Genomic DNA, 26,530 nt, shown 5'->3' on the forward strand with positions numbered 1-26,530 from the left:
CTAAAAGGAGGGTGATTTTTCCCCAAAATAGGTTCGCGCAATTATCTTTCGTCAATTGATACCGTATCGGCCCTATCTCATGCCGAGCCAGATCAGCGCCGCGACGCCCGCGATGATTCGATACCAGGCGAAGGGGGCAAAGCCGTAACGCGTGACGACCGCGAGGAACGCCTTGATCACCGCCCAGGCGACGACGAACGAGACGAGCGAGCCCACCGCGATCAGGCTGAGGTCGTTGGTCGTGATCGCGTCGCGGTGCTTGAACAGCTGGAGCACGGTCGCGCCGGTCAGCGTCGGGAGCGCGAGAAAGAAGCTGAACTCGGCGGCGGTCTTGCGGTCGACCCCGAACGACATCGCACCGAGGATCGTCGCGCCCGAGCGGCTGACGCCCGGGATCATCGCGATGCACTGGACCAGCCCGACGAGCATCGATTGCCGCGCCGACACATTCGCGACGCCGCCGACGTCCGTCGTCTTGGCGAAACGCTCGACGAGCAGGATGGCAAAGCCGCCGATGATCAGCGCCCAGGCGACGACGACGGCATTTTCGAGCAGCAGCTCGATATAATCGCCAAAGGCGAGGCCGAGGATCACCGCGGGGAAAAAGGCGAGCAGCAGGTTACGCACAAAGGCGATCGCCACGGGATCGCGCCGGAAAAACCCGGTGAACATCTCCCAGAACAGTTTCCGGTACAGGACGACGATCGCAAGAATCGCCCCCGGCTGGATCGCGATGTTGAAGATCGCCCAGCGCGCGGCGTCGTAGCCGAGCAATTCGGTAGCGAGGATGAGGTGGCCCGTCGAGGAGACGGGCAAAAACTCGGTCAAACCCTCGACGATGCCGAGGATGATTGCGGTCAGCCAGATGCCCATTATCGCGAAGCGACCGCGGCGAAACGCCCATGGCGGCGATATTGGACGAGCCAGCCCTCGGTGACCGAGGCGAGCGAGGTCGGCGTGACGCCGAGCTCGGCCAGCCCCACGGCGCCCTCGGCAACGATATTGTCACGCTGGAGCATCAGCCACTGATCCTTGGTGATCGGCGCGCCGGGCGCCCAGCCGAAGCCGCTCGCGAGCGACGAGGCGACGAAATCGGGCACGTCGACGAACAAGGGCGAGCGGCCGGTCGCATCGGCGACCCAGCGCAGCAGCTCACCCATCGTCAGCACCTGTGGCCCGCCGAGTTCGAAAGTCTTGCCCGTGGCGCCATCGCCCAGCGCCGCGACCACCGCATCGGCGACGTCGCCGACATAGACCGGCTGGAACTTCGCATTCGGCGCGATAACCGGAACGACCGGCGCCATGCGCATCATCCCCGCGAAGCGGTTGATGAAATGGTCCTCGCGGCCGAACAGGATCGACGGGCGCAGGATTGCGGCGTCGGCAAAGGCCGCGCGAACCGCCGCTTCGCCGTCGCCCTTGCTGCGGCCGTACGCCGAGGCGCTTTCGGGATCGGCGCCGATCGCCGAGACATGGACGAGCGCGCCGGCGCCCGCAGCCTTGGCGGCCGCGGCAACATGGCCGGCGCCGTCGGCCTGCACCGCCTGCATGTCGCCGAACGCGCCGACGAGGTTGATGACGGCGTCGCTGCCCTGCACGGCGCGGAGGGCGCTGGCGGGATCGCGGACATCGCATGCCACGAACTGTGTCTGGCCGAGACCGCCGAGCGGTTTCAGGAAGGTCGCGGCGCGCGGTTCGCGCTGCGCGATGCGGACGCGTGCGCCGCGCGCGAGCAGGCGCTGCACGACATAGCGGCCGAGGAAGCCGCCGCCCCCCAATACCGTGATCAATTGCCCGTCGAGTTTCTGCATGTCGTCCGCCTGTGATCGATTCTCTGGATGGCGCGGGGCGCGCCGACGGCCTTCCCCATGCCGCGAAGCGGAGAGGGGAGCAAGGGGCGAGGACGGCATTGTGACGCGAAACCGACGGCTTTGCGATAAAATGCACCTCGGCTCGTCCGATGCGGTTGACAAGCCGACATACGCGCCGCTAAGCGCCCGCTCCTACCCCGTGCCCAGATGGCGGAATTGGTAGACGCACCAGCTTCAGGTGCTGGCGATCGCAAGGTCGTGGAGGTTCGAGTCCTCTTCTGGGCACCAGAGACTTTTCCGGCGACGTCCGGGGAAGTCCAGCAAGCGGCTGGTTTTACAGCATATTTTCGATGAGAATCGCTGAATGGAATCCGGGCTGATCCACCCGGAACCATCAGCATACCATCAGCTTTGATGGTCTTTTTGATGGTTCCGTTCAGCCCCTTGAAGGTAGAACCATCATGTCGCTGACCCACATCCAGATTTCCAACGCCAAGCCTATGGAAAAGGCTTATAAAATGGCCGATTCTGAAGCCTTGTACCTCGTCGTCCAGCCAAATGGATCAAAACTCTGGCGAATGAACTACCGCCACCTTGGCCGGCAGAAAACTCTCTATTTCGGTTCATGGCCCGAGGTCGGAATTGCCGACGCCCGCGGCTTGCGCGATGCCGCTCGCAAGAAGGTGGCTGGCGGGATCGACCCTGCGGCAGAGAAGCGCGTTGCACGTATTACGCGGAAAATTGCCGCCGACAACAGCTTCAAAGCGATCGCTGAAGAATGGACAGCGAAAAATGAACGTGAGGAGCGATCGCCGGTAACGCTCCGCAAGATCCGCTGGCTGCTCGGGATAGCGAATCCGATGATCGGCAACCGCCCGATCTCCGAGATCACGCCGCAGGAAGCCTTGGCCGTGCTACGCAAGGTAGAGGCCACAGGACGCTATGAGAGCGCGCGGCGAATGCGGAGCGTGCTTAGCAGGGTGTTCCGTTACGCGATCGCTACTGCCAGAATGGACCGCGATGTTGCGGCAGATCTGCGCGGCGCGCTGACCACGCCGAAGGTCAAGCATCACGCTGCGGTGACGACTCCGAAGGATGCTGGTGCGTTATTGCGTGCGATCGACGGCTATGCGGGGCACGAAATCACCGCGATCGCGCTTCGATTGTCACCGCATCTGTTCGTCCGCCCTGGAGAGCTGCGCAAAGCCGAATGGAAGGAGATCGAAACCGAAACGGCCATCTGGTCGCTCTCGGCGGAGAAGATGAAAATGCGCCGTCCGCACCGCGTGCCGCTATCGCGACAAGTTCTGAGCATTCTCGAGGAACTCCATGCGCTGACTGGCCATGGGCAGTATCTATTCCCTTCGTTCCGGACCCCTCTTCGTTGCATGTCGGAAAATACCGTCAGCGCCGCGCTCCGCCGGCTTGGCTATAGCCGTGACGAGATGACCGCGCATGGGTTCCGGGCAACGGCTGCGACGCTCCTCAACGAGATGGGCATCTGGAACCCGGATGCGATCGAAAGGCAGCTCGCGCATCTCGACACCTCGATGGTGAGGCGTACTTACACGCGCGGCGAATATTGGGAGGAGCGGGTTCGCATGATGCAGCATTGGTCCGATTATCTCGACCAATTGCGCGATGGCGCGCAAATCCTTCGCCCAGAATTTCGGAGGAGCAGCGGTTCGAGCAGCTAGGTTCGAGTGAGCGCCTTAAGGCTCTTATAGGGAATGAGCGTGGATCGGCCGACCTTGACGGTCTCAAGGTCGCCCGATTCAATCAATTCGTAAATCCTGGATCTACTGATGCCGGTGAGCTGGACGGCGGTAGAAATCCGGACCGTCAATGGTTCGATCGAAATCGCTTCTGGCTGATTGGGAAACGGGTCTGGCATCGATCATGCCTTCGTTCGATGGCGTTCTTCGCGGTGGTGGACCCAGCCTGGTATCTATCTGTGCATCCGACCCGATCAATATTTCCCTTCGCCGTCATGCAAACAACGATGAGGGAATGATCTTACCTTCGGCAGGCATCGACGTGCCGCTGCCTAATTCGAGATTTGTGGAGAGGAGGTGGATGGGGGGAACTGAGGGAGGCGGGCGATGCGCCGCCGGATCTCGGCTCCAGCCAAGGATTTATCAATGGGACCCGCCCATCTATACGCGCTGCTCAAAGATCTGCGCCATCAACTCATCGACGATGCCAGATTGGTTGGCGGTTTCGGCCGCCGGCGGCGACGCCGCGAACTTCTCGCACGCGTACAAGCGATACTCAACGTCGAGGCCGATAGCGCCGCCCCAATAAAGCTCATGGAGACCCTCGTGCGCAGCTGGACGCCCGAGGTAGGGGTGAGCATTGGCGATGAAATTCCCCCCGGTATCGACCCCGAACACCTCGCGGCCGCCATTGCCGAGCTGCCGCTATTAGCTCGCGAAGTGTTCACATTGCACTGCCGTGATTGCCTCGATTATCCCTCGATCGCGGCGCAGCTTGCGATTTCCGAGGACGCGGTCCGCCTCGAACTCGCCGCGGCTCTCGTCACGCTCGACCGGGCCCTGAATATCCAGCCGAACAATCACGCCTCGCCCAATGTCTGACGTGGCTCGGTCATGCAGGAAGGACAAGCCATGAATTTCATCCTGGTTGTCGCTGCGCCTGGTCCAGCTTCGGCCAACGGAGTTCGAGGACGCTTCCTCGCTGGAAGTTCACTATTGCATGCCGCCGGTTGGCCCGCCATGATAGGCGTAGGAGATGAGAGTTTTCATCTCCTGATCTACATGCGCCCGACTATCCGGGTCGGCCGTCACATCGCTACGCAATTGGCCCGCACAGGGCAATGCTGCGTCATGCTTTGCTGATCGGCTTCTATCTCATGTCACGACATAGCCAATCCTTGTTTCTGCGCCCAAGGCGTTCTGCAACGGACGTCATGGCATGAACCGATCCGACGATGATCGCTCTCCTGTGCCGGAATCTTCCGAAAACGATAGGCTGATCGACCGGTTATTTCGGTCGGAAGCGCCGCGCCTCGCACGCTTCATACGCCGATCGATCCGGAATCAAGATGAGGTGCACGACCTTGTTCAGGACACATTTGTCAGCTTCGTCGAGGCGCAACCAAAGAGTAGGCTACGGACGCCTGCAGCCTATCTCCGCACAATCGCCCGCGGCATTCTGTGGGAGCGCACACATCGTCCCCGCGCCCATGATCGGGCAAACCATGTTCCGGTCGACGAAGCCTACGAGCTATGCGTTGATCCCGAACAGGAATGGATGATGGAAGCGTCGGACTTTATGCGGCGCTACGAAGAGGCGCTTTCCGAGCTTCCATCGCGGACGCGAGACGTATTCCGGCTACATCGCCAGGAAGAACTGACTTATCAGGAAATCGCGGAGAAGCTCGATATCTCCGTCGACGGTGTCAAATATCATATGAAGAAGGCACTGCTTTATCTCGACCACAGGGTGAATGCCAATGGCTGAAACGCACCATCACCGCTTTGAGCAAGATCAGCTCCGCCGGGAGGCCGGCGAATGGTTCGTCATCATGAATGATGAGAATGTGAGTGAGGATGACGAGCGGGAGTTTAAGCGATGGCTCGCACGCGGCGCGCTTCACCGCGCGACCTACAATCGTATCGCCAGCCTCCATTCCGCAGGAAAACGCGTCGACTGGGAAAATCTGCCGCCGCCGAAACCGGTGCGAGGTACCGCAAAGCGGATATGGATCGCGGCCATCGGATGCGTGGCGCTCATCGGTTTCGTTGCGTGGCGGATGAGCGGGGCGCCGGTCCTCTGGTCTGACGCAACGCAAATCGCGCAGAACCAGCCCGAGGCATCGCTGGAATATTATACGGCCCCCGGCGAAATACGCGAGGTTTTACTTCCAGATGGATCCCGCCTGACCTTGGACAGCGACACTTCGATCCGGGCCTGGTTTCGTTCGAACGACCGTCGGCTTCGGCTAGCGCGCGGCCGCGCTCGGTTCGATGTCGCCCACGAAACCCGGCCGTTTATTGTCAATGCCGGCGATAGCGAGATCGTCGCCGTCGGGACCGTCTTCGACGTCGCCTATCGTGATGCCACTACTGTGGAGATTCATCTTCTGCGCGGCGCAGTTGATGTGCGACGACCTCAAACGTCCGGGAAAGCCGGAACGGTCCGGCTCGAACCGGGCGACGAGCTTCGCTATACGAGCGAAGGTTCTGGCAACTTGGCTACCGTCCGGAAGCACGAGCAAGAGTCCGATTGGACGGATGCCAAGATCGGGGGGCGGGATACGCGCGTAATGGATGTCATCGCCGCGGCGAATAGTCGGTCAACGATCCAGATCATCTTGGAAGATCCGGTCATCGAGCGTCGTATGGTGTCGGGGCTAAACGAGGCGGACAACCCTGAGATGCTCGCTGACAACCTGGCAAAGCTATATGATCTGCAGCTAACCCGCCAGGACAACCACATCATTTTGAGCCATCCTCGGAATTAGTGCGTCCCGACTACCCTTCGCATGTCACGAAACGCTCACCCCTTGTAGGCGCCGGCGAAATAAGCCCCGCCACCATCAGGGGGAGAGCCCATGCAGTATCGTTCCAGCGTGGCGGGCTTCATGCTCGCCGCGACCGCCAGTTTTGCGCCATTCGCATCGGTCAGCGCCGCGGAAATCGTCAGCACCGCCAACTATGATCTGCCGGCCCAGGATCTGGGATCCTCGCTGGACGCCGTCCGCCGGAATTCTGGCAAGACCATTGTCTTCGATAGAAAAGCAGTCGAAGGGCGCAAAGCACCGCCTCTGGTGGGAAATTTCACGCCTGAGGAGGCGGTCAATCGGCTAGTAGAAGGTTCCGGTCTCCGCGCGCAGTTCACGAAAAGCGCGATTGTGATCGTTCGGGCCAAGGCATCTCGCGAGGGTGATCACGGCGAGACGTCGGAACAGGTCATCACGGTAACGGGGTCGCGCGTCAAGGGCGCGCGCATCGCCTCGCCCGAAATCAAGATCGAACGCGAAGAAATTCAGCAAGCGGGGTTTGGCGACCTGGGCGCGGTTTTGCGATCCGTGCCGCAGAATTTTAGCGGGGGCCAGAACCCCGGCGTTGGTCTCGGTGCATCCTCGGGCGGGATCGGAAATCAAAACGTCACTGGCGGTTCCGCCGTCAATCTGCGGGGGCTCGGCGCAGACGCCACGCTCACTCTGCTCAACGGGCACAGGCTTTCATTCGGCGGCCTTGCTCAGGGAATCGACATTTCGGCGATCCCGATTGAGGCAATCGAGCGGATCGATGTCGTGCCCGACGGTTCGTCGGCACTCTATGGCTCGGACGCCGTAGCGGGCGTCGTGAATGTCATCCTTCGCCGGTCGTTCGAAGGCTTGGCGCTCAATGCCCGTGTCGGCGGCGCGACCGACGGTGGCGGGCTTAGTCAGCAATATCAGGCGGTCGCAGGAAGCGAATGGCAAACCGGAAACATCATCGTCGCATACGGCTATCGGCGCAACGCCAAGGTCGAGGCGAAAGACCGATCCTATACCGAAGACTTGGGCGACCCTTATCAACTGATACGCGGGCAAAGCACCCACTCCATTGTCGCTAGCGCGTCGCAACAGGTCGGGAGCGACGCTCGGCTCACCATCGACGGGACATTCGCCGCGCGGCGTCAGGCTGCCCGCTTCGGTATTTACGGTGGCCTGAGCACCAGTGATGCAGAAGACCGCTCTCTATCCGTAACACCGACGTTCGAGACGCCCATCGCCGGCGATTGGAGGTTGAGCCTATCCGCGACCTACGCACGTACCCAGACCGATCTGGTCGCCGGTGCCTTCCTCGGCGGCGTGGAACTCTCGCGCGAAACGGCCTGCTATTGCCACTCGTTGCGGGCGGTGGAAGCGTACGCGGAAGGGGCATTGTTTACGCTTCCCGGCGGCCAGCTAAGGACCGTTCTGGGAGGCGGCTACCGTCGGAATCGTTTTGATGTTCGCGGGGATACGTCGTCCTATGGGGGAAGCCAAACCGACCGTTTCCTCTTCGGGGAACTCCAGATCCCTCTCTTCTCGGTCCTGAACGAGGTTCCGGGTATCCATTCCCTCGTTGCCACCGCAGCGGCTCGACTGGATGACTACAAACAGATCGGCAGCGTGAGCACGCCTAAGCTCGGCATCGTCTATTCGCCCGACAACTGGGTCGATCTGAAGTTCTCGTGGGGCCGATCATTCAAGGCACCGGCGCTCGCGATGCAATTTCAGCCCCGGCGTGCGTATCTCCTGCCGGCAAGCTATTTCACGGGTGGAAGTACCTCTCCTGGTGCGACCGGCTTAGTGGTTTCCGGCGGGTCGGACTCTCTAAAGCCGGAGCGTGCAACGAGCGTTTCAGGATCGCTGGCTTTGCATCCGGCGACAGTTCCCGGACTGACGGCGGAAATCACAGTTTTTCGCGTCAAATATCGCGACCGCGTGATCACCCCGATCGGCAATTTTTCCGACGCCTTAAATTCCATTCACGCAGACTATGTGACGCGAAATCCTGCCACAGGACAGATACGCTCGGCGATCGAGGACGCCGGATCAGGGTTCACAAACTACACGGGGAATCCGGTCGATCCGTCACGGGTTCTCTATTTCATCGACAATCACAACCGTAACGTGGCCGTGCAGAAGATATCCGGGATCGACGCCACCGTAAGATATCGGCACGAACTGAATGACGGTGCGCTGGTCGGTGCGGCCAACCTGAGCTGGCTGCATAGCAAGCAGAAGAATAACTCCAATCTGGGCTATTTTGATCTGGCTGGGTCTATCTGGAACCCGCCCCATTTTCGCGGACGTGGCAGTGTCGGATGGGAAGGGCAGGCTCTCCAGATATTCGCCTATCTCAATTACATTGGCGGCGTCGACGACCGACGCACGGCGATCGAATCTCGTGGAAGCGCGATGATAACCGCAGACGCTTCCATCAGTTACAAGATCGGGAGTTCTACTCCTTGGCTTGATGGGCTGCGCATTGGGCTTGTCGCGGAAAATCTGTTCAACGAACGCCCGCCTTATCTCGCTGCCGCACCCTACAGCGAACCTTATGATTCCACCAACTATTCACCGATGGGACGTTTTCTGGCGCTCTCGCTGTCAAAGGTGTTTTGATGCCGGTCCGGTCGATCGGCCTTTGTCGGCAAAACCTGTCGGGGGCGCTTCGCCTAGCTCGCGTGACTGCACTCGCATGCATGATATTTGCCGGCGGCATCGTTCAGGCTGCCGGTAAAACTGTTGATACGTCCGTCGCCCGCGTCAATCGGCCATCCTGCCAATCCCTGCAAATCCCCGAACGGGTCATCGCCCCGAAACGCACGGTGATAACGAATGATCTGATACGACTTCGCGACTTTGGAGGTAGCGAGATATTCGAGTCCGGAGCTCCCGGCTTCGCATTGTCGCCGGACGGTCAGCATCTTGCGGTCCAAGTCCGACAAGCTGAGCCGTCCAGCAACTCTTATTGTCAGGGACTGATGCTCTTTTCGCTGGCGGCGGAAAACAGCGCACCGGAACTTCTCGACGAAGGAGGGGAGTTCGCTCGCGGATCATTTGAGTTATACGGCCTCAACGGCTTTCCGGCAGGTACGCCTGTGCCTTTGACGCCCCGATGGTCGCCGGATGGACGATGGATAGCCTTCCTTCGGCGCGATGAAGGCGTCACGCGCCTGTGGATCGTGTCACCAAAGGGTGGCGCTGCGCGGGCCCTAACCGATAGCGCCGCTGATGTCGTCGAGTTCAAATGGAAGCCAAGCGCAATCCTGGAATATGCTCGTGACGAGCAACTTCGGGCAGCTCGCGCCGGCATCGCGGAAGAAGGGAAGAAAGGCTTCCTATACGATGATAGATTCTGGATGGTTGCCGAGTTGCACCCTTATCCACGGGGGCAGATTCACAATCGCGTAAGTCAGATCCGGGTTCTTGAAGACGGGAATACAGAGGCGATCGTAGACCTCGTTTCGACCAAGCCCGCTTCAGGTGTCATTATCGAAACCGAGCCTGGGTACGGCGGTCAAAGCGCATTGCGAGCGCGGATCCATGGCCGCGACATTCCGTGCGTAGATCCATCATGTAAGGGCATAGCGGGAGCATGGATGCTTTCGCGCGGGAATATTGTAATTTTCGTACGCCGCGAAGGCTTCGCAAACTCGCAGACAGCTATTTATCGCTGGGATGTTGAGGCCGGACAGATTCAAAAGCTCCGCGTGGTCGACGACGCAATCGGGGGGTGTGATGCGGGCGCGCGGCTGATATGTGGTCGCGAAACGTCGCTGAATCCTCGCGATATTGTCGAGGTCGACCCAGAAACGGGAGGCCTGACGAGTCTTATCGATCTCAATCCCGAATGGGATAACCTAGTCTTAGCTGGCGTCACCAGGCTCCACTGGACCAATGAGCATGGGACCGAAGTCTTTGGAGATCTTATCCTGCCGACTTCAATGAAGGGCGGTGAGAAGTTTCCGCTGGTCGTGGTGCAATATAATAGCCGAGGCTTCCTCCGGGGTGGAACGGGTGACGAATACCCGGTTCAGGCTATGGCGGCACAGGGCTTCGCAGTTCTCAGTTTCAATCGCCCGCCAAGCTATCGTTTTCAGATGATGCGAGCAGGGCGTCCCTTCTCTGTGCGGGACCTGATGGTCGAATGGAAGGATCGGGCGTTCGTTCACGACGCCCTGATGAAAGGTCTTGATCTGGTCGTCTCCCGATATCCCATCGATACAGATCATCTGGCAATCACGGGCTTGAGCGACGGCGGCTCGACGGCGACCTATGCCTTGATTCACTCCCGTCGCTTCGGTCTCGCGCTTCTGAGCACATGCTGTGAAGATCCATCGATCCTCGAGACGGCCGTCGGCCCTGCTTATATCGATTTCCTGAAGCGGAACGAATATCCCCTCCCGTCCGCTGATTACCAGGAGAGCTGGCGGCGCGTGAGCCTTGCGATGAATGCCGATGCGATTTGTGCGCGCATCGTCATCCAGACGGCCGATCGGGAGGCGAGGGCCGCCCTTGCCGCAGTCTCGGCGCTGCGCGAGCACGGACGCGATATTGCCATGTATATCTTCCCCGACGAGTATCACGTCAAATGGCAGCCGGCGCATCGGAGTGCTATCTATCTTCGAACACTCGACGAGCTGAACCGCTGGAAAGGCGAGAAGATGCCTTCGTGCCAATCCTAAATCACGGTGCTCCCGAGCACCATGCCTCCACATCGCAGAGGCGTAGCAGCCGTACAATTTGGGTGTGCTGATAGGAAAGGTCGCTTTTCAGTTCGGCGTCGATTAAGTCTCGATCGATAATTCCGTTTCGGCCGAGCAAACCGTCCATCAACATTTCGCGTGCGATGACGCGTTGCCTGCGTAGCAATCGTCGTTGCAACGCTCCCAGGCCTCCTTTGGAAATTCGCCAAGCAACTTTTGGCGGGAGATCCGGCGCCATTGCCTGTCGTGCTACCAGTCTATTGCGACCATGCCCGATCCAAGTCCAGCTCGGCACGCGAAGGCAAGCCTCCACGAGGGGCTGAGAAAGAAGCGGGAACACCCCTTTGAGCGTGTCCGATCGTCGATATCCGTTCATGTTGTAGCAGCTATTATATAGTCCGTGCACCTGTTCGACTTTGCCAGGCATGGGACGGTAATCCGCGCTCGGCCACGGAGCCGAACCGTCGAGCTCCAACTCGCGCGCGTCATGAGAGATAAAGGACACATCCCCGTTCCAATGATTGATTGGCTTGCCGCGGATCATCTTCGCCAAACTCTTCTGCACGACCTCCCAAACATTGCATTGTGCTGCCCTGGCGAGTTCAAAGGCTGTGCCGATGAAACCGGGGCCCGCGTCGCCGGACCGCAGAGCGTCTACTGCCGGAGCAGAGCTTTGAAGATGGCAAAATACGGCATCCCCACCCTGACCGTTTACGAAAGCAGATATTGATTGGGATGCAGCAAGCTCAAGCGACAACCTGTCAGTCTCCTGGACAAAGGATCTCCCGTGAGGTCTCGGCAAGTGGAGCTTCGCCGGGCAGCGAATATCCAATTTCTCTGGGTCGGGAGAAATTTCACTGAGAGGAATGCGATGGAGATTCGCGACGCTTCGGGCAAAATCGCGCTCGTCGCCCTCCGTGTTGGCGAAATACATCGTGATCGCAGAGATATCCCGGCCGTATATCATTGCCGCTGCGGCGATTATCGAGGAATCCAGCCCGCCCGATAGGTCCATCGCGTACGCCCGGCCTTTCTCAATTCTATTGCTGACGCATCTGAGAATCTCTCGACGAACTAGGTCGATGGCCTCCGATCGATCCTTGATGGCACCGCTAAGAGCGGTGAATTTCCACGGACTCCAATTATAAGTCCTGCTCTCAGCTAGCCGGCTCAGCACCGCACTCTCGCCACAGCGAAGTTCTTCGACGCCATTTAGACAGGTGCGCTCGTGGGAATAATCATCCCAGATGACGTGTTTTGCGACCGTCTCCCAATCGATCGATCGCTGCCTACCAGCTAGCATTAGAATTGTTGCCGCGTCCGATCCCAGATAGACCATCCCATCGGATTCGAGAGCATAGGCATTCACGCTCCCAAAGGGCGATCGGATGCAGGCATGTTCACCCCCATCCGGCACGTCGAAAACGACATAGGAACCCCAATAGTCATCGATCAAGCGGCCTGCGCGCAGCGAAATCAGAATAGTCGAAGCTGCCTCCGCGGTACCGTCGAATGCTTTCGATGGAAAGGACCTGCGGAAAATATCGCCGATGACGATCCCGGATTTGTCCGGCAGCAAGTTTGTTTCATATTTTTGGCTGGCCAGAACATGCAACTGGTCACTTTCGAAGACTGTCGACAGCGCCGACTTTTTTAGCAGCGCGGCGGCTCTCCTGAGTTCCTCATGGCGGCCACAGGTGCTCGAATAGATCGCCACATAGTCGGCCGTCATGCAACGGTCCGCAACGCTTGGAATGAACCGATCACCTCAATCGTGTCGTTCAGGACAGTGGCATCTTGCTGAAGCCAGCAATGCGCGCGAAATGGGTGGAGACGTACGCCGAACACCAGAGCGCTGACATGTCCGTATTTCGCAAGAAAGGATTGCAGCGCGAGCGAACGAAGCAGGCAGCGGTCTCGTTCCACAGTCAAGCGTTCGGCGCATTCGAATGCGGAAATCAAATCTCCCAGATTTCCGCCCGACTTCCCTTCGAGACATTCTCGATTGTTCCGCTGTACCTTCTGTAAATTCCGATCGAGACTAAAGGCTCGCAATTGAAAGCGCATCGAGAGGATAATAGCGATTGCCGTCAGTATCGATGGCATGGCCGGGGAGGTCGGACCCGCCTCTGCCGAATGTTCCAATGCCGCAGGGATATTGCCGCAGGCGGTGCTATAGCTTTGGTGTGCCTCGTCCGACCGCAAGAAATTGTCTCGCAAGTTGCCAGGCAACGCCGAATGCTCAGAATTTTCGAGGGCGCGGGCTAGAGCTTCGGTAGCCATGAAATAGCGATTTGCGCGGACATCGAGAATGATCGTGCAATCCTCGACCTTGCAATAGGAAATCCAAGGGGCAAGATTCGCAGACATCGATCGGTGAAGGGCGGGCGGTCGGTGCATTGACCGCCCGCCAACGCATCAGTCGATGAGGAAGCCGAGAACGAGCCGCTTCTGCAGCCCATCGGAATCGAAGCCGTCGATCGAGCCGTGCGTCTCGTCGGTGATCGCGCCGAGATCGATCATCTCGTCGTCGCTATAGTTCAGTTCCTTCTCCATGAGAGTCTCCTTTCTGCCGCTCTATTGCAGCACGGAAAGAATCTCCGGAGTTGAGCATATATCCAAACATATATGTTCCTGATCTTGTCCTATATATATGAACCGAGCCATCAATCTGGGAATATATGCCGGCGTCAGCAAGGAATTGCGCTCATGATTTCAGTGATATTCCGGATACGCCGGCGGTGATAGGCGATCACGGACCGCCTGATTGACTGTCTGTTTCCATGTTCGATTTGGCGACGTAGCGTGCTGAACTCTCGACCCAATCCGTTCAATTTACCTTCTTCCGCGCGTCGAATTCGACGCATTCGATCGTTGAGATTGCGAACGAAAATCGCGAGGACCGCGTTCTGCGTCCCTTTGGCAAGCGAGTCGAAGAGCAACTCGATCGCCGGTGGGGCGCCGGCAATAGATTCTTCCTCGAAGTCATGATCGACCAGGACGCGGCTCCGGCAGGCGGCTGCGTTCAGCATGACATATTGGCTCAGGACATAGAGATGCCGAACCGCCGCCTCGTCCAGCGCGCGTATTTCGAAGCCGCCAGCCGATGGCATATCGAGCAGCGATTCTCCAACCAGACGCAGCATCGCCTCCCGGATCGGTGTCGTGCTCGTGGAATATCGATCAGCAAGCTGCCCGATGTTGATCCGCCCCGCCGGGAGCCGGCCTTCGATAAGATCGAATTTGAGGCTCGTATAGGCCCGTTCGCTCAGCCCATGGTCTGCACTCATGTTTCAAACTCCAGTTCGGGCGTGCCGTTGGTGCCGGAGAGTTGTGGAAAGCTTTGAGCCGAGCTTCCTCAATCGGCGCTTATTGCGCGACCCCGTGATCGACTGGGGCGCTCTGAACTCCCGGCCTGCCGTTCACCGCTGGGTTCATCTATATTGGCCTTCAGCATGAAGCCGTTCGAGAGACGTAAAAATCATAGCGGGCAGGTTAAGCGGGATATGGCGCTCACCCTTGCACGCGTAATGATGCGGCACGATGCCGCTGATACGTCCAAGCGTATTCCTGAAGGCCGTAGCGCGTTCGGCGATGATGTCGCCTTGTCCCGATCGCCAGGATTGCGACCATCGGATAAGATATCTTCCCTACGATCCACCAGTAAGCCACGGGCAATATATTAGGATTATACGCGCTGACGCCATGAGCCGCCACAGCGACTAGCTGAAAGGCGGCCAGCCAGATCGGCCAGAATCGATCGGCAACTCCTGCAAGAACCGAAAGCGCCACCAAGAGGCCGAAATCAATCAACAGCATATCCCATTGAACGTCTCGATAGGATGGACTGCTCAATCCCGCCCAAAAGGTTCCGAGCATTGCGACAACCATGCAGGCTGCGGCAAGCTTTTCGGGAGCGCCTCCTCGCCACTGCGCATAGCCAGAGGCGAGGAAGAGCAGGATCATAAATGCCAATATGACGATCACGAGCAGTCGAGCATCTTACGGATCAGGCCGCCAGTTCGAGCGGCGCCGCACCTTTTGCGTTCGGGCGCTTGACGACATCCCCGAATGCCTGGGGATCGATACCCAGCTTCTGCGCGAGCACTTCGAGCTGCCGATGTCCTTCAGCCATATAGCCGAGCGCTCCGGTGACCGACAGTTGGGCGTTGGTGATGGCCGACAATATTTGATGACCTACCAGCGGCGACAGATTCTGATGCGTTTGCGCCTCGATCGCTGCAGTCGCGAGCCGTCCGCCTTCGGCGAAAATCTGTTGCAGCAGCTTTTCGTATCCGAAGAGGGCTTCGGTGAGGTCCTTGACGCGGACGTCATCGACCGCACCGCTATCCGAGAAACCTGGAGAGGACTTCGAGCCCGACGGCGAGCATGCCGAAGCCGGTTGCAAGTGCGATCGCAATGAGGACGAGCCAGAAATAGCGGAGGTACGGGCTGAGGTCATTTGCAGATACTCCCATAGTTCGTAGCGGAAGCAACCTAGCCCAGGACCGGGCCGGGTTTTCCGCCTTCTCCGGTGACTCATCGGGGCGTCCCCTGCCTACCCCGGTATATTCCCCCTCCATTTTCCGGGGGGATGCCGGGTCATCCTCAAAGTTATGAAAGAGTTCAGCTGCGTGCCGGCGATTCCGGGCGCGCAGGATGGCGACAGCCTCGCTGATGTAGGTGTCAACGGTGCCCACGCCCAAGCCCAGTTCCAGGGCGATTTCCTTGGAAGTTCTGAGCCGATAGACGTGGCGGAGGCATTCGCGCTGCCGAGGTGTCAGGCGCTCACAGAGCTCGTGGGTCAGCTCTATAGCATCGCTAACAGACAAAATCGTACAGCTTGCCTCCAAGTGAAGGCGAGCCCCTTACGCTCTCCAAAACAACACCCCTTTTTCCAGACCCAAGCATAATATCCTGGCGGAATCGCCCGGCGATTTCCTCGTGCGTTCCGCCAATGGAGCCGGTGTGCGACTCTTCCAGAGACCAACTTAACACGGGAGTAGTCGGACTGGAATTCCCGAACAACCTTGCAACGATTTGATTTTCTTTCGGAAGATACACTGATTCTTGTTTCTCGGTGGCCGACCCGTCGCCGATCGCGTGATGCTCGTCGGCCTTCAGGCGTCATGTCATCGCGGCATTCTTGTTTCACCGAGAGCGCCACGAGGTGCGGCCGTCGCCTTTCTGCCCGAACGAACGAACCGGGCTCCAGGCCGTGGAGCGCAAGAGAAAAGGGGGGCGTGGATTTTCGAGCGGGGTTTAGCTGTGAGATTTTCCATGCCTATCGCTGCAATCGGCAACCGCGACCTGGAGTCTGTGGGAGCTAATTTTGTCCATCGGCTCGGCGGCACCTGGCATGGCAGTTTTGGTATGTGTCGATGCCCGGCGCACGCCGACCGAATTCCCAGTCTTTCGGTTCGCGTCGGTCGAAGCCGTCTCTTGTTCAAATGCTTCGCGGGCTGTGACAGACGCGATGTGTTGCGAGCAATCCGCCAGCTCGAACCCCATTCCCTCGAAGTCACGGGATCGGGCGCATCGCCGAACGAGGGACTCGATGAATGGCTCAGAATGCGCGCGCGGGAGCTATGGAGCGGAAGCCGCTCCACCGGCGGCTCGCTCGCTGAGACCTATCTGCGCAACCGGTTTATCGACATCTGCCCGGCAAGCCTCCGCTTCAATGACCGAACGCCGCTCGGCAAGAAGGCGGCGGCGATATTCCGGCCCGCGCTGATTGCCGCGGTCACAGACGATTCCGGGTTGCTCGCCATCCAACGGACCTTTCTCGATGCGCGTGGACGCCGCGCTCGCGATCTCGGCAAACCGCGCCGGCTGCTGGGTCGCCCTGGAGCCGGGGCCGTCCGGCTGGCGGCCGCTACCGACACGCTCGGGCTGGCCGAAGGCATTGAAACCGCCATGTCCGCGATGATCCTCCTGGGCATCCCGATCTGGGCAACTCTCGGCAGCGAACGCTTTCCCCATATCGCCATCCCCCGATCGGTAACGCGACTACTTCTCTTTCCCGACAATGACGTCGCCGGACATCTCGCGATCCCGCTTGCGACGGAAGCGCACACGATGCCGGGCCGTCGCATCGACGCCGATTGGCCCTGGCACGGTCTCAACGACTGGAACGACACGCTCCGGATGGAAAGGGGAGGAGGGAGCGGTGGGCGGCGGCAGGTGGCCTGAATGGTCGGGCTTCCGCCGCGAGGAGACCATCCATGAACTATCCTATTGTCTACGCGCTTGCCCGCAACTGCGTGCCTTCGGACCTCAATGTCCGCACCGAGAGCGATCCCGACGCCGACGCCGAACTCGAAGCGCTGATCGGCGGGGCCGGCTTCGTGCTCCAGAATCTGATCGGCACGCCGGTCAAGCGGAAGAAGGAGCATTACAGCATCTTTGGTGGTGGCCGCCGGCTCGCGGGCGTCCACCGCTTGATCGAGAAGGGAAAACTGCCCGCGGATTTCTGTGTCCCGGTGATGGTGCTGCCCGATGCAAAAGACGCGATCGAACTCAGCCTGGCCGAGAACCAGAAACTGCCCATGACCGCGGCCGACGAATGCACCGCCTTTCACAACATGATCGACAAGGAAGGCAAGACTCCGGCGCAGGTCGCTGCGCGCTTCGGCAAGACCGAACGCTTCGTGCTAGGCCGCGTCCGGCTTGCCAATCTCGCAGACCCGATCTTCGAGGCGCTCCGCAAGGGCGTGATCTCGCTCGAGGTCGCGCAGGCCTATGCCAGCACGTCGGATAGTGTTCGGCAGCTCCGGGTCTTCGAGAAGTATAACGACACCTATCAGGGCCGCGATGTCTACAGCATCCGGCACGAACTGGCGTCGGGCAGCTATCGCGGTGCCGATCCCAAAGCCGTGTTCATCGGCCGCGAAGCCTATGTCGAGGCGGGTGGCCGTATCGATTCCGATCTCTTCTCGGATCGCGAAAGCGAAAACTGGCTCGACGGCGACCTTGTCGACCGGCTCGCGGAGGAAAAACTCGCCGCGGCGGCCGAAGAGATCCGTGCGCGTGAAGGCTTTGCCGATATCCGGGTGCTGCCCGCGACGCGAGTGACCTATACCGACACCATGGGGCTCCGCCCGGTTTGTGGCGACGTGCCACCGCTCACCGAGGAGCAGGAGGCTCGGCGCGACGAGATTCAGACCGAGATGGAAGCCATCGAGGCGGCCGCGGAAATCGAGGATGGCGAAGGGCTCACCGACGACGACGAGGCCCGCTACCGCGATCTGCACACCGAACTGCACGGCATTGAGGCGCGCCAGCCCGTCGTGAGCGACGAGCAGAAGGCGGCTGCGCTCGCTTATGTCGTGATCGGCGAAGATGGCGAGCCGCGCATCCATGAGCAACTCTATGTCATTCCCGAAGCGGTCGACGAGAATGTCGGGGACGGCGATGCTGACGACGACGAGGCTGAGGACGGGAACGGTTCGAGCCGGCCCGCGATCAGTCAGCGCCTCGCCAACGAGCTTGCGATGATGAAAGCTGAACTGCTTCGCCTCCATATCGCCAGCGATCCACGCTTCGCGCTCGATGTCGGCACCTTCATCATGGTCGAGGGTGCGCTCCAGCGTTACGGGCGCAGCAATCTCGCGAGCGAACTCAGCGCTAACACCGCACCCTCGCTCGAGATCGGGTTCGAGAGCGGGGCTCTCGCCGCCGAGGAATGCGCAAAGCTCGATGCCGGTCTCGATCGCAGCTGGATCGACGCCGAGATTGATGTGACCGGGCGCTACGATGCCTTCTGTGCGCTGAACGACGAGGCGCGGGCGGCCTGGCTCGGCTGGGCGGTCGCCCGGACGATGCACGCGGCACCAACCGGTAGCGTCGGCAGCGGCTTCATCGATCATCTCGGCGCCAAGCTCGGCATCGACGTTGCTGCCTGGTGGCGTCCGACCGCGAAGAATTATTTCAAGCGGCTCACCAAGACGGCGATCCTCGATCTGTTCGAGGAGATCGGCGGCAGCGAGCTGCGCCAGCGCTATGGCGCCTCGAAGAAGGATTTGCTCGCCAGCTCGGCCGAGCAGCTCTTCGTCGGCAACATCATCGTCGAAGCCGACATCAAGGAGCAGGCCATCGCCTGGGTGCCCGACGCGATGCGCTTCAAGCATCCCGATCCCGTGCCGGCGAACGATGCGGAGGTATCCATCGCGGACACGGCCACCAACGAAGGGACGGCAGACGAAGAGGCTGAGGAGGTTCCGGTCGCCGACGCGGCCTGATCGCTTCGTCTTCGGATTGGGGCCGCGGCCATCCGTCGCGGCCCCCTTTTTCCTGCTGCCATCCGATCGGAGGTGAGGGGGAAGGAAGCGGTTGCCGGGAGGCAGGTGCTCCCGGCGATCGTTCAGGAGATTCCGATGACCCTACCGCTTCTCAAGCTCGCCCAAGACCATGATTCCGTTATCCGCGAAAAGGCCGAGCGCCTTCACGGTGTGGCGGTCGCGCTGAAGACTTGGCTCAACGCTCCACAGTCGGTCACCCGCTCGCTGCTCAAACGGCTCATGTCGGAAGCGTTCGGCGGTTCCGATGCGGACGGATGCTGGTCGATGCGCGACGCTTATGACGCGCTCGAAGCAGCACAGGCGATGGATTTGGCCGTGCGGGCCGATGGCCGGGATCCGGCGGAGGTTTTCGCGGGCCTCCTCGCTTACGAAAAGGCGCTGCCGACCCAGACCTATCGCAGCGAGCATCAGGTCGACATGCAGCAGTTCAGCACGCCGGCCGCTCTGTCATGGCTCGCCGCCCGCGCCGCTGCGATTGCCGCCGACGATCATGTTCTCGAACCATCGGCTGGCACCGGCATGCTCGCGGCGCATGCGATCGCTGCGGGCGCCACGGTGTCGCTTAACGAGCGCGACCCGTACCGCGCCGCACTCCTGGCCCTTGTCGCGAACCGCGACGTGACGACGCACGATGCCGAGTTTATCCATGATCGGCTTCCATCCACGATCCAACCAACGGTCGTACTCGTCAATCCACCCTTCAGCCGCAGCGAGGGGCGGGGCGGGGATCGTCATGCCGGCGCGCGTCATCTGCGCTCGGCGCTGCTCAGGCTCTCCAACGGCGGCCGCTGCGCCGCGATCATGTCGCCGGGCTTTGCGCACGACGGCAGCGGCGCCTCGGGCTATCTCTCGGTCGCCGAGACTGCCCGTCCGCGCGTCGAGATCACGATCCTTGGCCGTCCCTATGTCAAGCATGGCACGGGCATCGCCGTCCGCCTGATCGTTTTCGACAAGGGTTGGGTTGGTCAAACCGAGCGTCATACGGTCGAAACCATCGAAGCAGCGCTGCCGATCATTCTCGCCTTGCCGCCGCGTCTCTTCCCGTCCGATCCGACACCCACGCCGCCGGCGGTCGTCACTACCATCCGGCCCGCGCTCACGCCTTCGCCCGGCTCTTTGTTTGCAGGCATCGCCAAGCGCCGGATTATCACGCCGGCGCGCATCGCCGCAAACGACCATCCCGCCGAGCCGCTCGCCTATTCGGTGCGCAATGCGCCGCTTCCCGCCGGCGAGGCGATCGGCATCTATGCGCCGTGGCGCCTTGCCCACATCGACATACCGGATGCCAAGCCCCATCCTGACGCGCTCGTTGAATCCCTCGCGATGGCCTCTGTGCTGCCGCCTGAGCCGAGCTATGCGCCGCACTTCCAGACCAGCGCGCGCGATGCTCTATCCGATGCACAGCTCGAGGCGATCATCTATGCCGGCGACGCCTTCTCGCGCGACCTGCCGGGACGCTATCTTCCCAATGAGGCCGGCGATCAGCTTCGCGCAGACCCGGACGGCCACGCCTATCGCATGGGTTATTTCGTCGGCGATGGCACCGGCGTCGGCAAGGGGCGCGAGGGCGCTGCGATCATTCTGGACCAATGGAATCGCGGCAACCGGCGCGCGATCTGGATATCGAAGAGCGCGGCCCTGCTCGAAGATGCACGCCGCGACTGGACTGCGCTCGGCGGCTTGCCGATCGATATCCAGCCGCTGGATGCCTTTCCGCTCGGATCCGAGATTGGCATGGCGAGCGGCATTCTCTTCGTCACCTATGCAACGCTGCGTTCTCAGCGCCACGATCAGCTTTCGCGCCTTCAGCAGATACTCGCCTGGACGGCGCCAGCTTTCGAGGGCGTGATCCTCTTCGACGAATCCCATGCGATGGGCAATGCGGCCGGGACCAAGGACGAATATCGGGAGGCCAAGGGCTCGGAGCAGGGGCTTGCGGGCGTCCGTCTCCAGAATGCTCTGCCGCGCGCCCGCGTCGTCTATGTATCTGCCACTGGCGCTACCAAGCCTGAGAATTTGAGCTATGCCTCGCGGCTCGGACTGTGGGGGGTGGGGACCGCTTTTGCAGCTCGCGCCGACTTTCTGGCGGCGATGAACGACGGTGGCATCGCCGCGATGGAGATCGTCGCACGCGACCTCAAGGCCATGGGCCTCTATTCGGCACGGGCGCTGAGCTTCGCCGGCGTCGAATATGATCCGCTCGAACACAAGCTCACCCCCGACCAGGTCAACATTTACGACGCCTATGCTGACGCATGGCAGGTGGTGCACCAGCATCTCGACGAGGTGTTGAAAGCCTCGGGCATCGTCGACCGCATGTCGGGAGACACGCTGAATGCCATGGCCAAGGGCTCGGCGCTCAGCCGGTTCGAAAGCAGCAAACAGCGTTTCTGGTCGCAGATCCTGATCGCGATGAAAATGCCGACAGTCGTCCGCGCGATCGAGGATGAACTGGGCGCTGGTCACGTCGCCGTCGTGCAGCTCGTCTCCACCGCTGAGGCGATTCTCGATCGCCGCCTCGCCGACCTCTCGGCTAATGAGCGTGCGAACCTGAGAATCGATATCTCGCCGCTCGACACGCTGATCGATTATCTCAAGACTGCCTTTCCGACGCGCCAGATGCGAACTTTCCGCGCTAGCGACGGAGCGGTCCGCTCCGAGCCGATGGTCGATGGCGATGGCAATATAGTCCCGTGTCAGGAAGCGATCGCGGCGCGCGACAATCTCATCGAACGGCTCTGTTCGATGCCGCCAGTACCGGCTGCGCTCGATTATCTGATCGCCCATTTCGGGACCGACGTGGTCGCTGAGGTCACAGGCCGGTCACGGCGTATCGTCGTCGACGGAAACGGCCAGCAGAAGCTCGAGCGGCGCAGCGCGAGCTCGAACATCGCCGAGACCGATGCCTTCATGTCGGGCCGCAAGCCGATTCTTGTCTTTTCAGATGCGGGCGGGACCGGCCGCTCCTATCATGCTGATCTCGGCTGCCCGAGCGCAATGAAGCGGCGCATCCATTTCCTGCTCGAGCCTGGCTGGCGCGCCGACGTCGCGATCCAGGGTCTCGGGCGGACGCATCGCACCAATCAGTCGATGCCGCCGGTTTTCCGCCCCGTCACCACCGACTGCAAGGGCGAACGCCGCTTCATCAGCACGATCGCGCGTCGCCTCGACAGCCTGGGCGCGCTCACCCGCGGCCAGCGCCAGACCGGCGGGCAGAATCTCTTTGATCCCGCCGACAATCTCGAAAGCGGATATGCACGCGAGGCGCTCACCCAATGGTATCATCTTCTCCACGCCGGGAAGCTCGCGAGCACGGGGCTTGAACATTTCCAGATCATCACCGGGCTGAAGCTCGTCGATGAGCATGGCATATTGCTCGATAAGCTGCCGCCAATCCAGCGCTGGCTGAATCGCATCCTTGCGCTGCGGATCGCGACGCAGAATGCGATCTTCGAGGAATATATGGGTCTCATCCAGACCCGCGTCGACGCGGCGCGCGAAGCCGGCACGCTCGACGTCGGCGTCGAAACCATCCGTGCCGAGCGGATCACCCAGCTTTCCGACATCATATTGCGCACTGATCCGGTGAGCGGCGCGGAGACCCGGCTGCTGCGCCTCGAACTCCACCTCAAACCCCATGTGACGGGGTGGGCGCGTCTTCAGAAAATTTGGAGCGGAACCGACGGCATCGCCTGGCTTCGCAACGGCCGTTCGGGCCGTGTCGCACTATCGGCGCCAGCCTGGTCGATCACCGACGATGAAGGCCGGCCCGTCGCGATGCGCGTGCTCGTCCGCCCCACCGGTTCGAGCCGCCTCCGCGTCGACGAACTCCGTCACACTCACTGGACCGAAATCGGCCGTGACAGCTTTGAAGCCTTGTGGGAAGCCGAAGTGGCCGAGGCGATCGAGAAGGTCGATGTCGAGACGATCAATGTCGCTACCGGGCTGCTCCTTCCGGTCTGGAACAAGCTGCCGCAGGATGATGTGCGCGTCTGGCGTATCGACGATGCCGCAGAGACATCGATCCTTGGACGCATCATCAGTCCCGCCGACCTTGAAAAGCTCGAATCTGCCTTTGGGCTCGCAGCCTCGATCGAGCTCACGCCCGACGAATTGATCGACGTGGCTCGTCACGGCGACGGCGCCCTGATACCAGGCCTCCATGGCGCCCGCCTCGTCACGGCCATGGTCAACGACAGCCGCCGCTTCGAAATCAGGGACTTCCGGCCGCAGGATCGCGAATGGCTGAAAGCGCGCGGCGCGTTCAGCGAGGTCATCCGTTACCGGACGCGGCTGTTTCTGCCAGCTGCCGACGCGTCCGACCTGCTCGCGGCGATCATTGCCGGCAAAACGATCACTTGATGACGCCAGCGATGCTCTCCGATGGCTTAGCTGCATCGGGCGGCGCATTGGCATCCGGACCGAGCCTGAACTAAGCTTCGATCGAAGGAGACTGGTTATGGATGACGATGCTCGCGAAGCGATCGGAACGGTTCTGGCCGCGATCGGCGGAATATTGGAACGCGGAGGTGTCTGCTCCACCGAAGAACTCGCCAACACGCTTGGCGGGGTCGCGGTAATGACGCGTGATGCCGGGTCCCAATATCACAACCGGGCCGCCTATATCGGTTCCTGGGCGATAATGGTGAAAGCAGCTGCCGAGGGGCCACCGCAGATCAATTGAACGGTCGGCACACGGTTCGGTTCACACCGGGCGCTCCTGCCGAAGTGAAAAGGGGGAGGTGACGATGCCGAGCCGGAAGGCCCGCCGCTCTTTGTCGCCTGCGCAAGACCACCGCGGCTCGCTGCCGTCGCATCTCGAACGGATCGCGCAAGTCGTGGATATCGAGGACAATGCCTGCCCCTGCTGCGGCGGTGCGTTCCACCAGATCGGCGAGGATATCGCCGTGCGCCTCGATGTGGTGCCAACCACGTTCATGTGCTCGTCACGGTAATTCTTCCGTGTCTTTAATTGTCCCGTAGACAATGCTGGTATTGATCGTCGCGATGCCGGACACTGTGTGCAACTTGGTGCGCAGCAGTGCCTCATAAGCTTCAAGGCCCTCGACTACGATCTCAAGTAGATAATCAAACGGGCCGGTCATCAGATGGCATGCCAGAATCTCCGGCGTCTCGCGAACCCGTTGCTCGAACGCGTTCACCGTATCGCGCTCGTGACGAGATAGCGTAATCTGAACATAGGCTGTGAGCCCGTATCCAGCCACCTTTCGGTCAGCGATCGCGACATAACGACTGATGACCCCCGCGCTTTCGAGGTTGCGCACGCGGCGCAGACATGGACTCGGCGACAGGTGAACGCGTTCGGCTAATTCGGCATTGGTAAGGCGGGCGTCACGCTGCAACTCGCGTAAAATCTGGCGATCCTTTTTGTCCACAAAAGCCTCCATAGTGGCATAATGTGCCAACAAAACGGGGTAAATGAGCAATGATTGGCAAAACATTGCGTCGTTCTTGCGATATAATAGCGGCGTGCTCCTGTGCAAGGAATGTTATCGATGAGCCTGCTGCCTAGTTTCTCAACCCGCGCCATTCACCACGGCTATGACCCTGCCGAGAACCAGGGGGCGCTAACACCGCCCATGCATTTGACGTCGACCTTCGCATTCGAAAGTGCTGAACATGGCGGGGCGATCTTCGCGGGAGAGCGAGAGGGTTACTTCTACTCTCGCATCTCCAACCCTACACTCGACCTTCTGGAAAAGCGCATCGCGACGCTGGAAGGGGCGGAAGCTGGACTTGCGACCGCGTCAGGGATGGGCGCAATTGCTGCAGTTATGTGGACTTTCCTTCAGCCGGGCGATGAAATTGTAACAGACCGTACGCTTTATGGATGCACCTTCGCCTTCTTCCGGCGGGGGCTTGCGAAGTTCGGTATCAAAATAACCCATGTGGATATGTCTGACGAAGCCGCTGTCGAGGCCGCGATGAGCGATCGCGTGAAAATTGTATATTTTGAAACACCCGCAAATCCCAATATGCGCCTCGTCGACATTGAGGCGACGGCGCGTGTGGCCCAGCGATTCGGAGCTAAGGTCGTCGTCGACAACACCTACGCCACGCCTGCGCTTACCCGTCCCATCGAGTTGGGCGCCGATATCGTGGTGCACTCTGCGACCAAATATCTCGGCGGGCACGGCGACTTGGTCGGGGGCCTTGTCGCTGGCAGCGGCGAGGCGATGGCTCATGTCAGAGTCGACGGTCTTAAGGACATGACCGGCGCCGTGATGAGCCCGTTTACCGCGATGCTGGTTATGCGAGGGTTAAAGACACTCGAGTTGAGGATGGAGCGGCATTGCGCATCCGCCCACGCTGTTGCCCAATGGCTCGCGGAGCAATTTCAGGTCGCGGCGGTTCACTATCCTGGCCTGCCGGGTTTCGCGCAGTATGAAATCGCACAACGACAGATGGCCTTGCCCGGGGGAATGATCGCTTTCGAACTCGCCGGTGGCTATGAACAAGGTAAAAGCTTCATGGACGCGTTGAAAATGATTCATCGGGCTGTTTCGCTGGGGGATGCAGAATCTTTAATCCAGCATCCAGCATCGATGACCCATTCCACCTACACGCCCGAGGAGCGGGCGGCTCACGACATCAGCGAGGGGCTGCTCCGCCTCTCCATCGGGCTTGAGGCGGAAGCCGATATCGTCGCGGACCTTGCTCAAGCTCTGGATGCAGTTTCGCACGGTGAAAAACCGTCCCGTCGCGCTGCGTAAATCTTACGGCGTCCAGTCGAATAGGTCTTGGCACAGGTCGCGCAACCAGATCGAGCGGTTCTTTGGTCGCCTGAAAATCAACCCCGCCATCGCCACACGTTACGACCAATTCGCGAGAGCTTCCTATCCATGGTCCACATCGCCGCCGCCAGATACTGGCTAGAATTTGTCCACGCCGCCGAACTGGCCCGGTTTCATGCACCAGTTAAAGGGATCCAAGCTGGTCGAGTTTGAAGCGCGCAGTCCAGCGATGCCACCGGCCGCATTGGTGCAATTCTTGAAGCTGCCAGTCTTCGCCAAAATTGCCTAACTCGGGCCGCTCAGGCGCACGCCATGAAGACTTTTCGCAAACTAACCCTATCTCTGGCAATCATATCGTCCACGACGCCTGCGCTTGCGGCCGAAAAGCCGAAGAAAATCTTGATCATAGCCTCCAATGTTCAGGATGCAGCGGATATGGACAAGACCGATG

The 26,530-nt window shown here is 60.4% G+C and carries 22 protein-coding genes, 1 tRNA gene and 1 pseudogene; 13 read left to right on the forward strand and 11 right to left on the reverse strand.

All coding sequences use genetic code 11. The features are described 5' to 3' along the window. Positions 1–72 precede the first annotated feature (72 nt). Both ACTJI5_RS10710 and ACTJI5_RS10715 read right to left on the reverse strand, forming a co-directional pair. A complete protein-coding gene (locus ACTJI5_RS10710) occupies positions 73–873 on the reverse strand; it encodes an undecaprenyl-diphosphate phosphatase (protein ID WP_310255420.1) in 801 nt (266 codons plus the stop codon). Continuing rightward, on the reverse strand, positions 873–1,811 hold the full coding sequence (locus ACTJI5_RS10715) for a complex I NDUFA9 subunit family protein (protein ID WP_440860278.1): 939 nt from the start codon (positions 1,809–1,811) through the stop codon (positions 873–875). The genes ACTJI5_RS10710 and ACTJI5_RS10715 overlap by 1 nt, the downstream gene beginning before the upstream one ends. 201 nt (positions 1,812–2,012) lie before the next feature. Between ACTJI5_RS10715 and ACTJI5_RS10720 the strand changes: the two genes are divergently transcribed. Next, positions 2,013–2,099: transfer RNA gene (locus ACTJI5_RS10720), tRNA-Leu, on the forward strand. A gap of 173 nt (positions 2,100–2,272) precedes the next feature. Then, positions 2,273–3,508, forward strand: coding sequence for a tyrosine-type recombinase/integrase (locus tag ACTJI5_RS10725; RefSeq protein WP_440860279.1), 1,236 nt, complete (start codon positions 2,273–2,275; stop codon positions 3,506–3,508). Here the strand turns inward: ACTJI5_RS10725 and ACTJI5_RS10730 are convergent. After that, a complete protein-coding gene (locus ACTJI5_RS10730) occupies positions 3,505–3,705 on the reverse strand; it encodes a helix-turn-helix domain-containing protein (protein ID WP_440860280.1) in 201 nt (66 codons plus the stop codon). The genes ACTJI5_RS10725 and ACTJI5_RS10730 overlap by 4 nt on opposite strands. 208 nt (positions 3,706–3,913) lie before the next feature. Between ACTJI5_RS10730 and ACTJI5_RS10735 the strand changes: the two genes are divergently transcribed. The 5 genes from ACTJI5_RS10735 to ACTJI5_RS10755 all read left to right on the forward strand — a co-directional run bounded on the left by ACTJI5_RS10735 (position 3,914) and on the right by ACTJI5_RS10755 (position 11,003). Then, entirely contained in the window at positions 3,914–4,408 is a 495-nt protein-coding gene (locus ACTJI5_RS10735) for a sigma factor-like helix-turn-helix DNA-binding protein (RefSeq protein WP_440860281.1), read from the forward strand. Positions 4,409–4,745: 337 nt separating this feature from the next. Further along, the gene (locus ACTJI5_RS10740; protein WP_440860282.1) at positions 4,746–5,294 is read left to right on the forward strand and encodes an RNA polymerase sigma factor; all 549 of its coding nucleotides are present in this window, start codon (positions 4,746–4,748) and stop codon (positions 5,292–5,294) included. Then, a complete protein-coding gene (locus ACTJI5_RS10745) occupies positions 5,287–6,297 on the forward strand; it encodes a FecR family protein (RefSeq protein ID WP_440860283.1) in 1,011 nt (336 codons plus the stop codon). Before ACTJI5_RS10740 ends, ACTJI5_RS10745 begins: the two co-directional genes overlap by 8 nt. Before the next feature lie 90 nt (positions 6,298–6,387). After that, the gene (locus ACTJI5_RS10750; RefSeq protein WP_440860284.1) at positions 6,388–8,937 is read left to right on the forward strand and encodes a TonB-dependent receptor domain-containing protein; all 2,550 of its coding nucleotides are present in this window, start codon (positions 6,388–6,390) and stop codon (positions 8,935–8,937) included. A gap of 80 nt (positions 8,938–9,017) precedes the next feature. Further along, positions 9,018–11,003: an Atxe2 family lasso peptide isopeptidase gene (locus ACTJI5_RS10755; RefSeq protein WP_440860285.1), complete on the forward strand. Its 1,986-nt coding sequence runs from the start codon at positions 9,018–9,020 to the stop codon at positions 11,001–11,003. A 1-nt stretch (position 11,004) separates the two neighbouring features. Here ACTJI5_RS10755 and ACTJI5_RS10760 read toward each other — a convergent pair whose 3' ends face one another. From ACTJI5_RS10760 to ACTJI5_RS10790, 7 genes are all read right to left on the reverse strand, one after another. Next, entirely contained in the window at positions 11,005–12,756 is a 1,752-nt protein-coding gene (locus ACTJI5_RS10760; protein WP_440860286.1) for an asparagine synthase-related protein, read from the reverse strand. Next, complete coding sequence (locus ACTJI5_RS10765; protein ID WP_440860287.1) at positions 12,753–13,394, reverse strand: lasso peptide biosynthesis B2 protein; 642 nt, start codon at positions 13,392–13,394, stop codon at positions 12,753–12,755. Before ACTJI5_RS10765 ends, ACTJI5_RS10760 begins: the two co-directional genes overlap by 4 nt. A 48-nt stretch (positions 13,395–13,442) precedes the next feature. Further along, positions 13,443–13,580 carry a hypothetical protein gene (locus ACTJI5_RS10770; protein WP_440860288.1) on the reverse strand — a complete coding sequence of 46 codons (138 nt, stop codon included), beginning with the start codon at positions 13,578–13,580 and terminating at the stop codon, positions 13,443–13,445. 134 nt (positions 13,581–13,714) lie between these two features. Further along, positions 13,715–14,314 (reverse strand): GntR family transcriptional regulator, encoded by a 600-nt coding sequence (locus tag ACTJI5_RS10775; RefSeq protein WP_440860289.1) that lies wholly within the window; start codon positions 14,312–14,314, stop codon positions 13,715–13,717. 223 nt (positions 14,315–14,537) lie between these two features. After that, positions 14,538–14,990: a hypothetical protein gene (locus tag ACTJI5_RS10780; protein WP_440860330.1), complete on the reverse strand. Its 453-nt coding sequence runs from the start codon at positions 14,988–14,990 to the stop codon at positions 14,538–14,540. Between the two features lie 43 nt (positions 14,991–15,033). Then, a complete protein-coding gene (locus ACTJI5_RS10785) occupies positions 15,034–15,432 on the reverse strand; it encodes a hypothetical protein (RefSeq protein WP_440860290.1) in 399 nt (132 codons plus the stop codon). Further along, positions 15,371–15,877, reverse strand: coding sequence for a response regulator transcription factor (locus ACTJI5_RS10790; RefSeq protein WP_440860291.1), 507 nt, complete (start codon positions 15,875–15,877; stop codon positions 15,371–15,373). Before ACTJI5_RS10790 ends, ACTJI5_RS10785 begins: the two co-directional genes overlap by 62 nt. 427 nt (positions 15,878–16,304) lie before the next feature. On the opposite strand from ACTJI5_RS10790, the gene ACTJI5_RS10795 reads away from it, so the two are divergent. The 5 genes and pseudogenes from ACTJI5_RS10795 to ACTJI5_RS10815 all read left to right on the forward strand — a co-directional run. Further along, positions 16,305–17,216: a DUF7146 domain-containing protein gene (locus ACTJI5_RS10795; RefSeq protein WP_440860292.1), complete on the forward strand. Its 912-nt coding sequence runs from the start codon at positions 16,305–16,307 to the stop codon at positions 17,214–17,216. 32 nt (positions 17,217–17,248) lie between these two features. Continuing rightward, the gene (locus ACTJI5_RS10800; protein WP_440860293.1) at positions 17,249–19,264 is read left to right on the forward strand and encodes a ParB/RepB/Spo0J family partition protein; all 2,016 of its coding nucleotides are present in this window, start codon (positions 17,249–17,251) and stop codon (positions 19,262–19,264) included. A 135-nt stretch (positions 19,265–19,399) separates the two neighbouring features. Continuing rightward, the gene (locus tag ACTJI5_RS10805; RefSeq protein ID WP_440860294.1) at positions 19,400–23,686 is read left to right on the forward strand and encodes a strawberry notch-like NTP hydrolase domain-containing protein; all 4,287 of its coding nucleotides are present in this window, start codon (positions 19,400–19,402) and stop codon (positions 23,684–23,686) included. Between the two features lie 97 nt (positions 23,687–23,783). Beyond that, the gene (locus ACTJI5_RS10810) at positions 23,784–24,008 is read left to right on the forward strand and encodes a hypothetical protein (protein WP_440860295.1); all 225 of its coding nucleotides are present in this window, start codon (positions 23,784–23,786) and stop codon (positions 24,006–24,008) included. A gap of 106 nt (positions 24,009–24,114) precedes the next feature. Then, a pseudogene (locus ACTJI5_RS10815) lies at positions 24,115–24,261 on the forward strand (IS66 family transposase zinc-finger binding domain-containing protein); the annotation flags it as partial. Positions 24,262–24,270: 9 nt separating this feature from the next. Here ACTJI5_RS10815 and ACTJI5_RS10820 read toward each other — a convergent pair. After that, a complete protein-coding gene (locus ACTJI5_RS10820) occupies positions 24,271–24,720 on the reverse strand; it encodes an Lrp/AsnC family transcriptional regulator (protein WP_440860296.1) in 450 nt (149 codons plus the stop codon). Positions 24,721–24,840: 120 nt separating this feature from the next. Between ACTJI5_RS10820 and ACTJI5_RS10825 the strand changes: the two genes are divergently transcribed. Further along, on the forward strand, positions 24,841–26,058 hold the full coding sequence (locus ACTJI5_RS10825) for a methionine gamma-lyase (RefSeq protein WP_440860297.1): 1,218 nt from the start codon (positions 24,841–24,843) through the stop codon (positions 26,056–26,058). Positions 26,059–26,530: the final 472 nt, after the last annotated feature.

This window comes from Sphingopyxis sp. 22461 (assembly GCF_052044915.1).
In the GTDB taxonomy this organism is placed as follows: Bacteria; Pseudomonadota; Alphaproteobacteria; order Sphingomonadales; family Sphingomonadaceae; genus Sphingopyxis.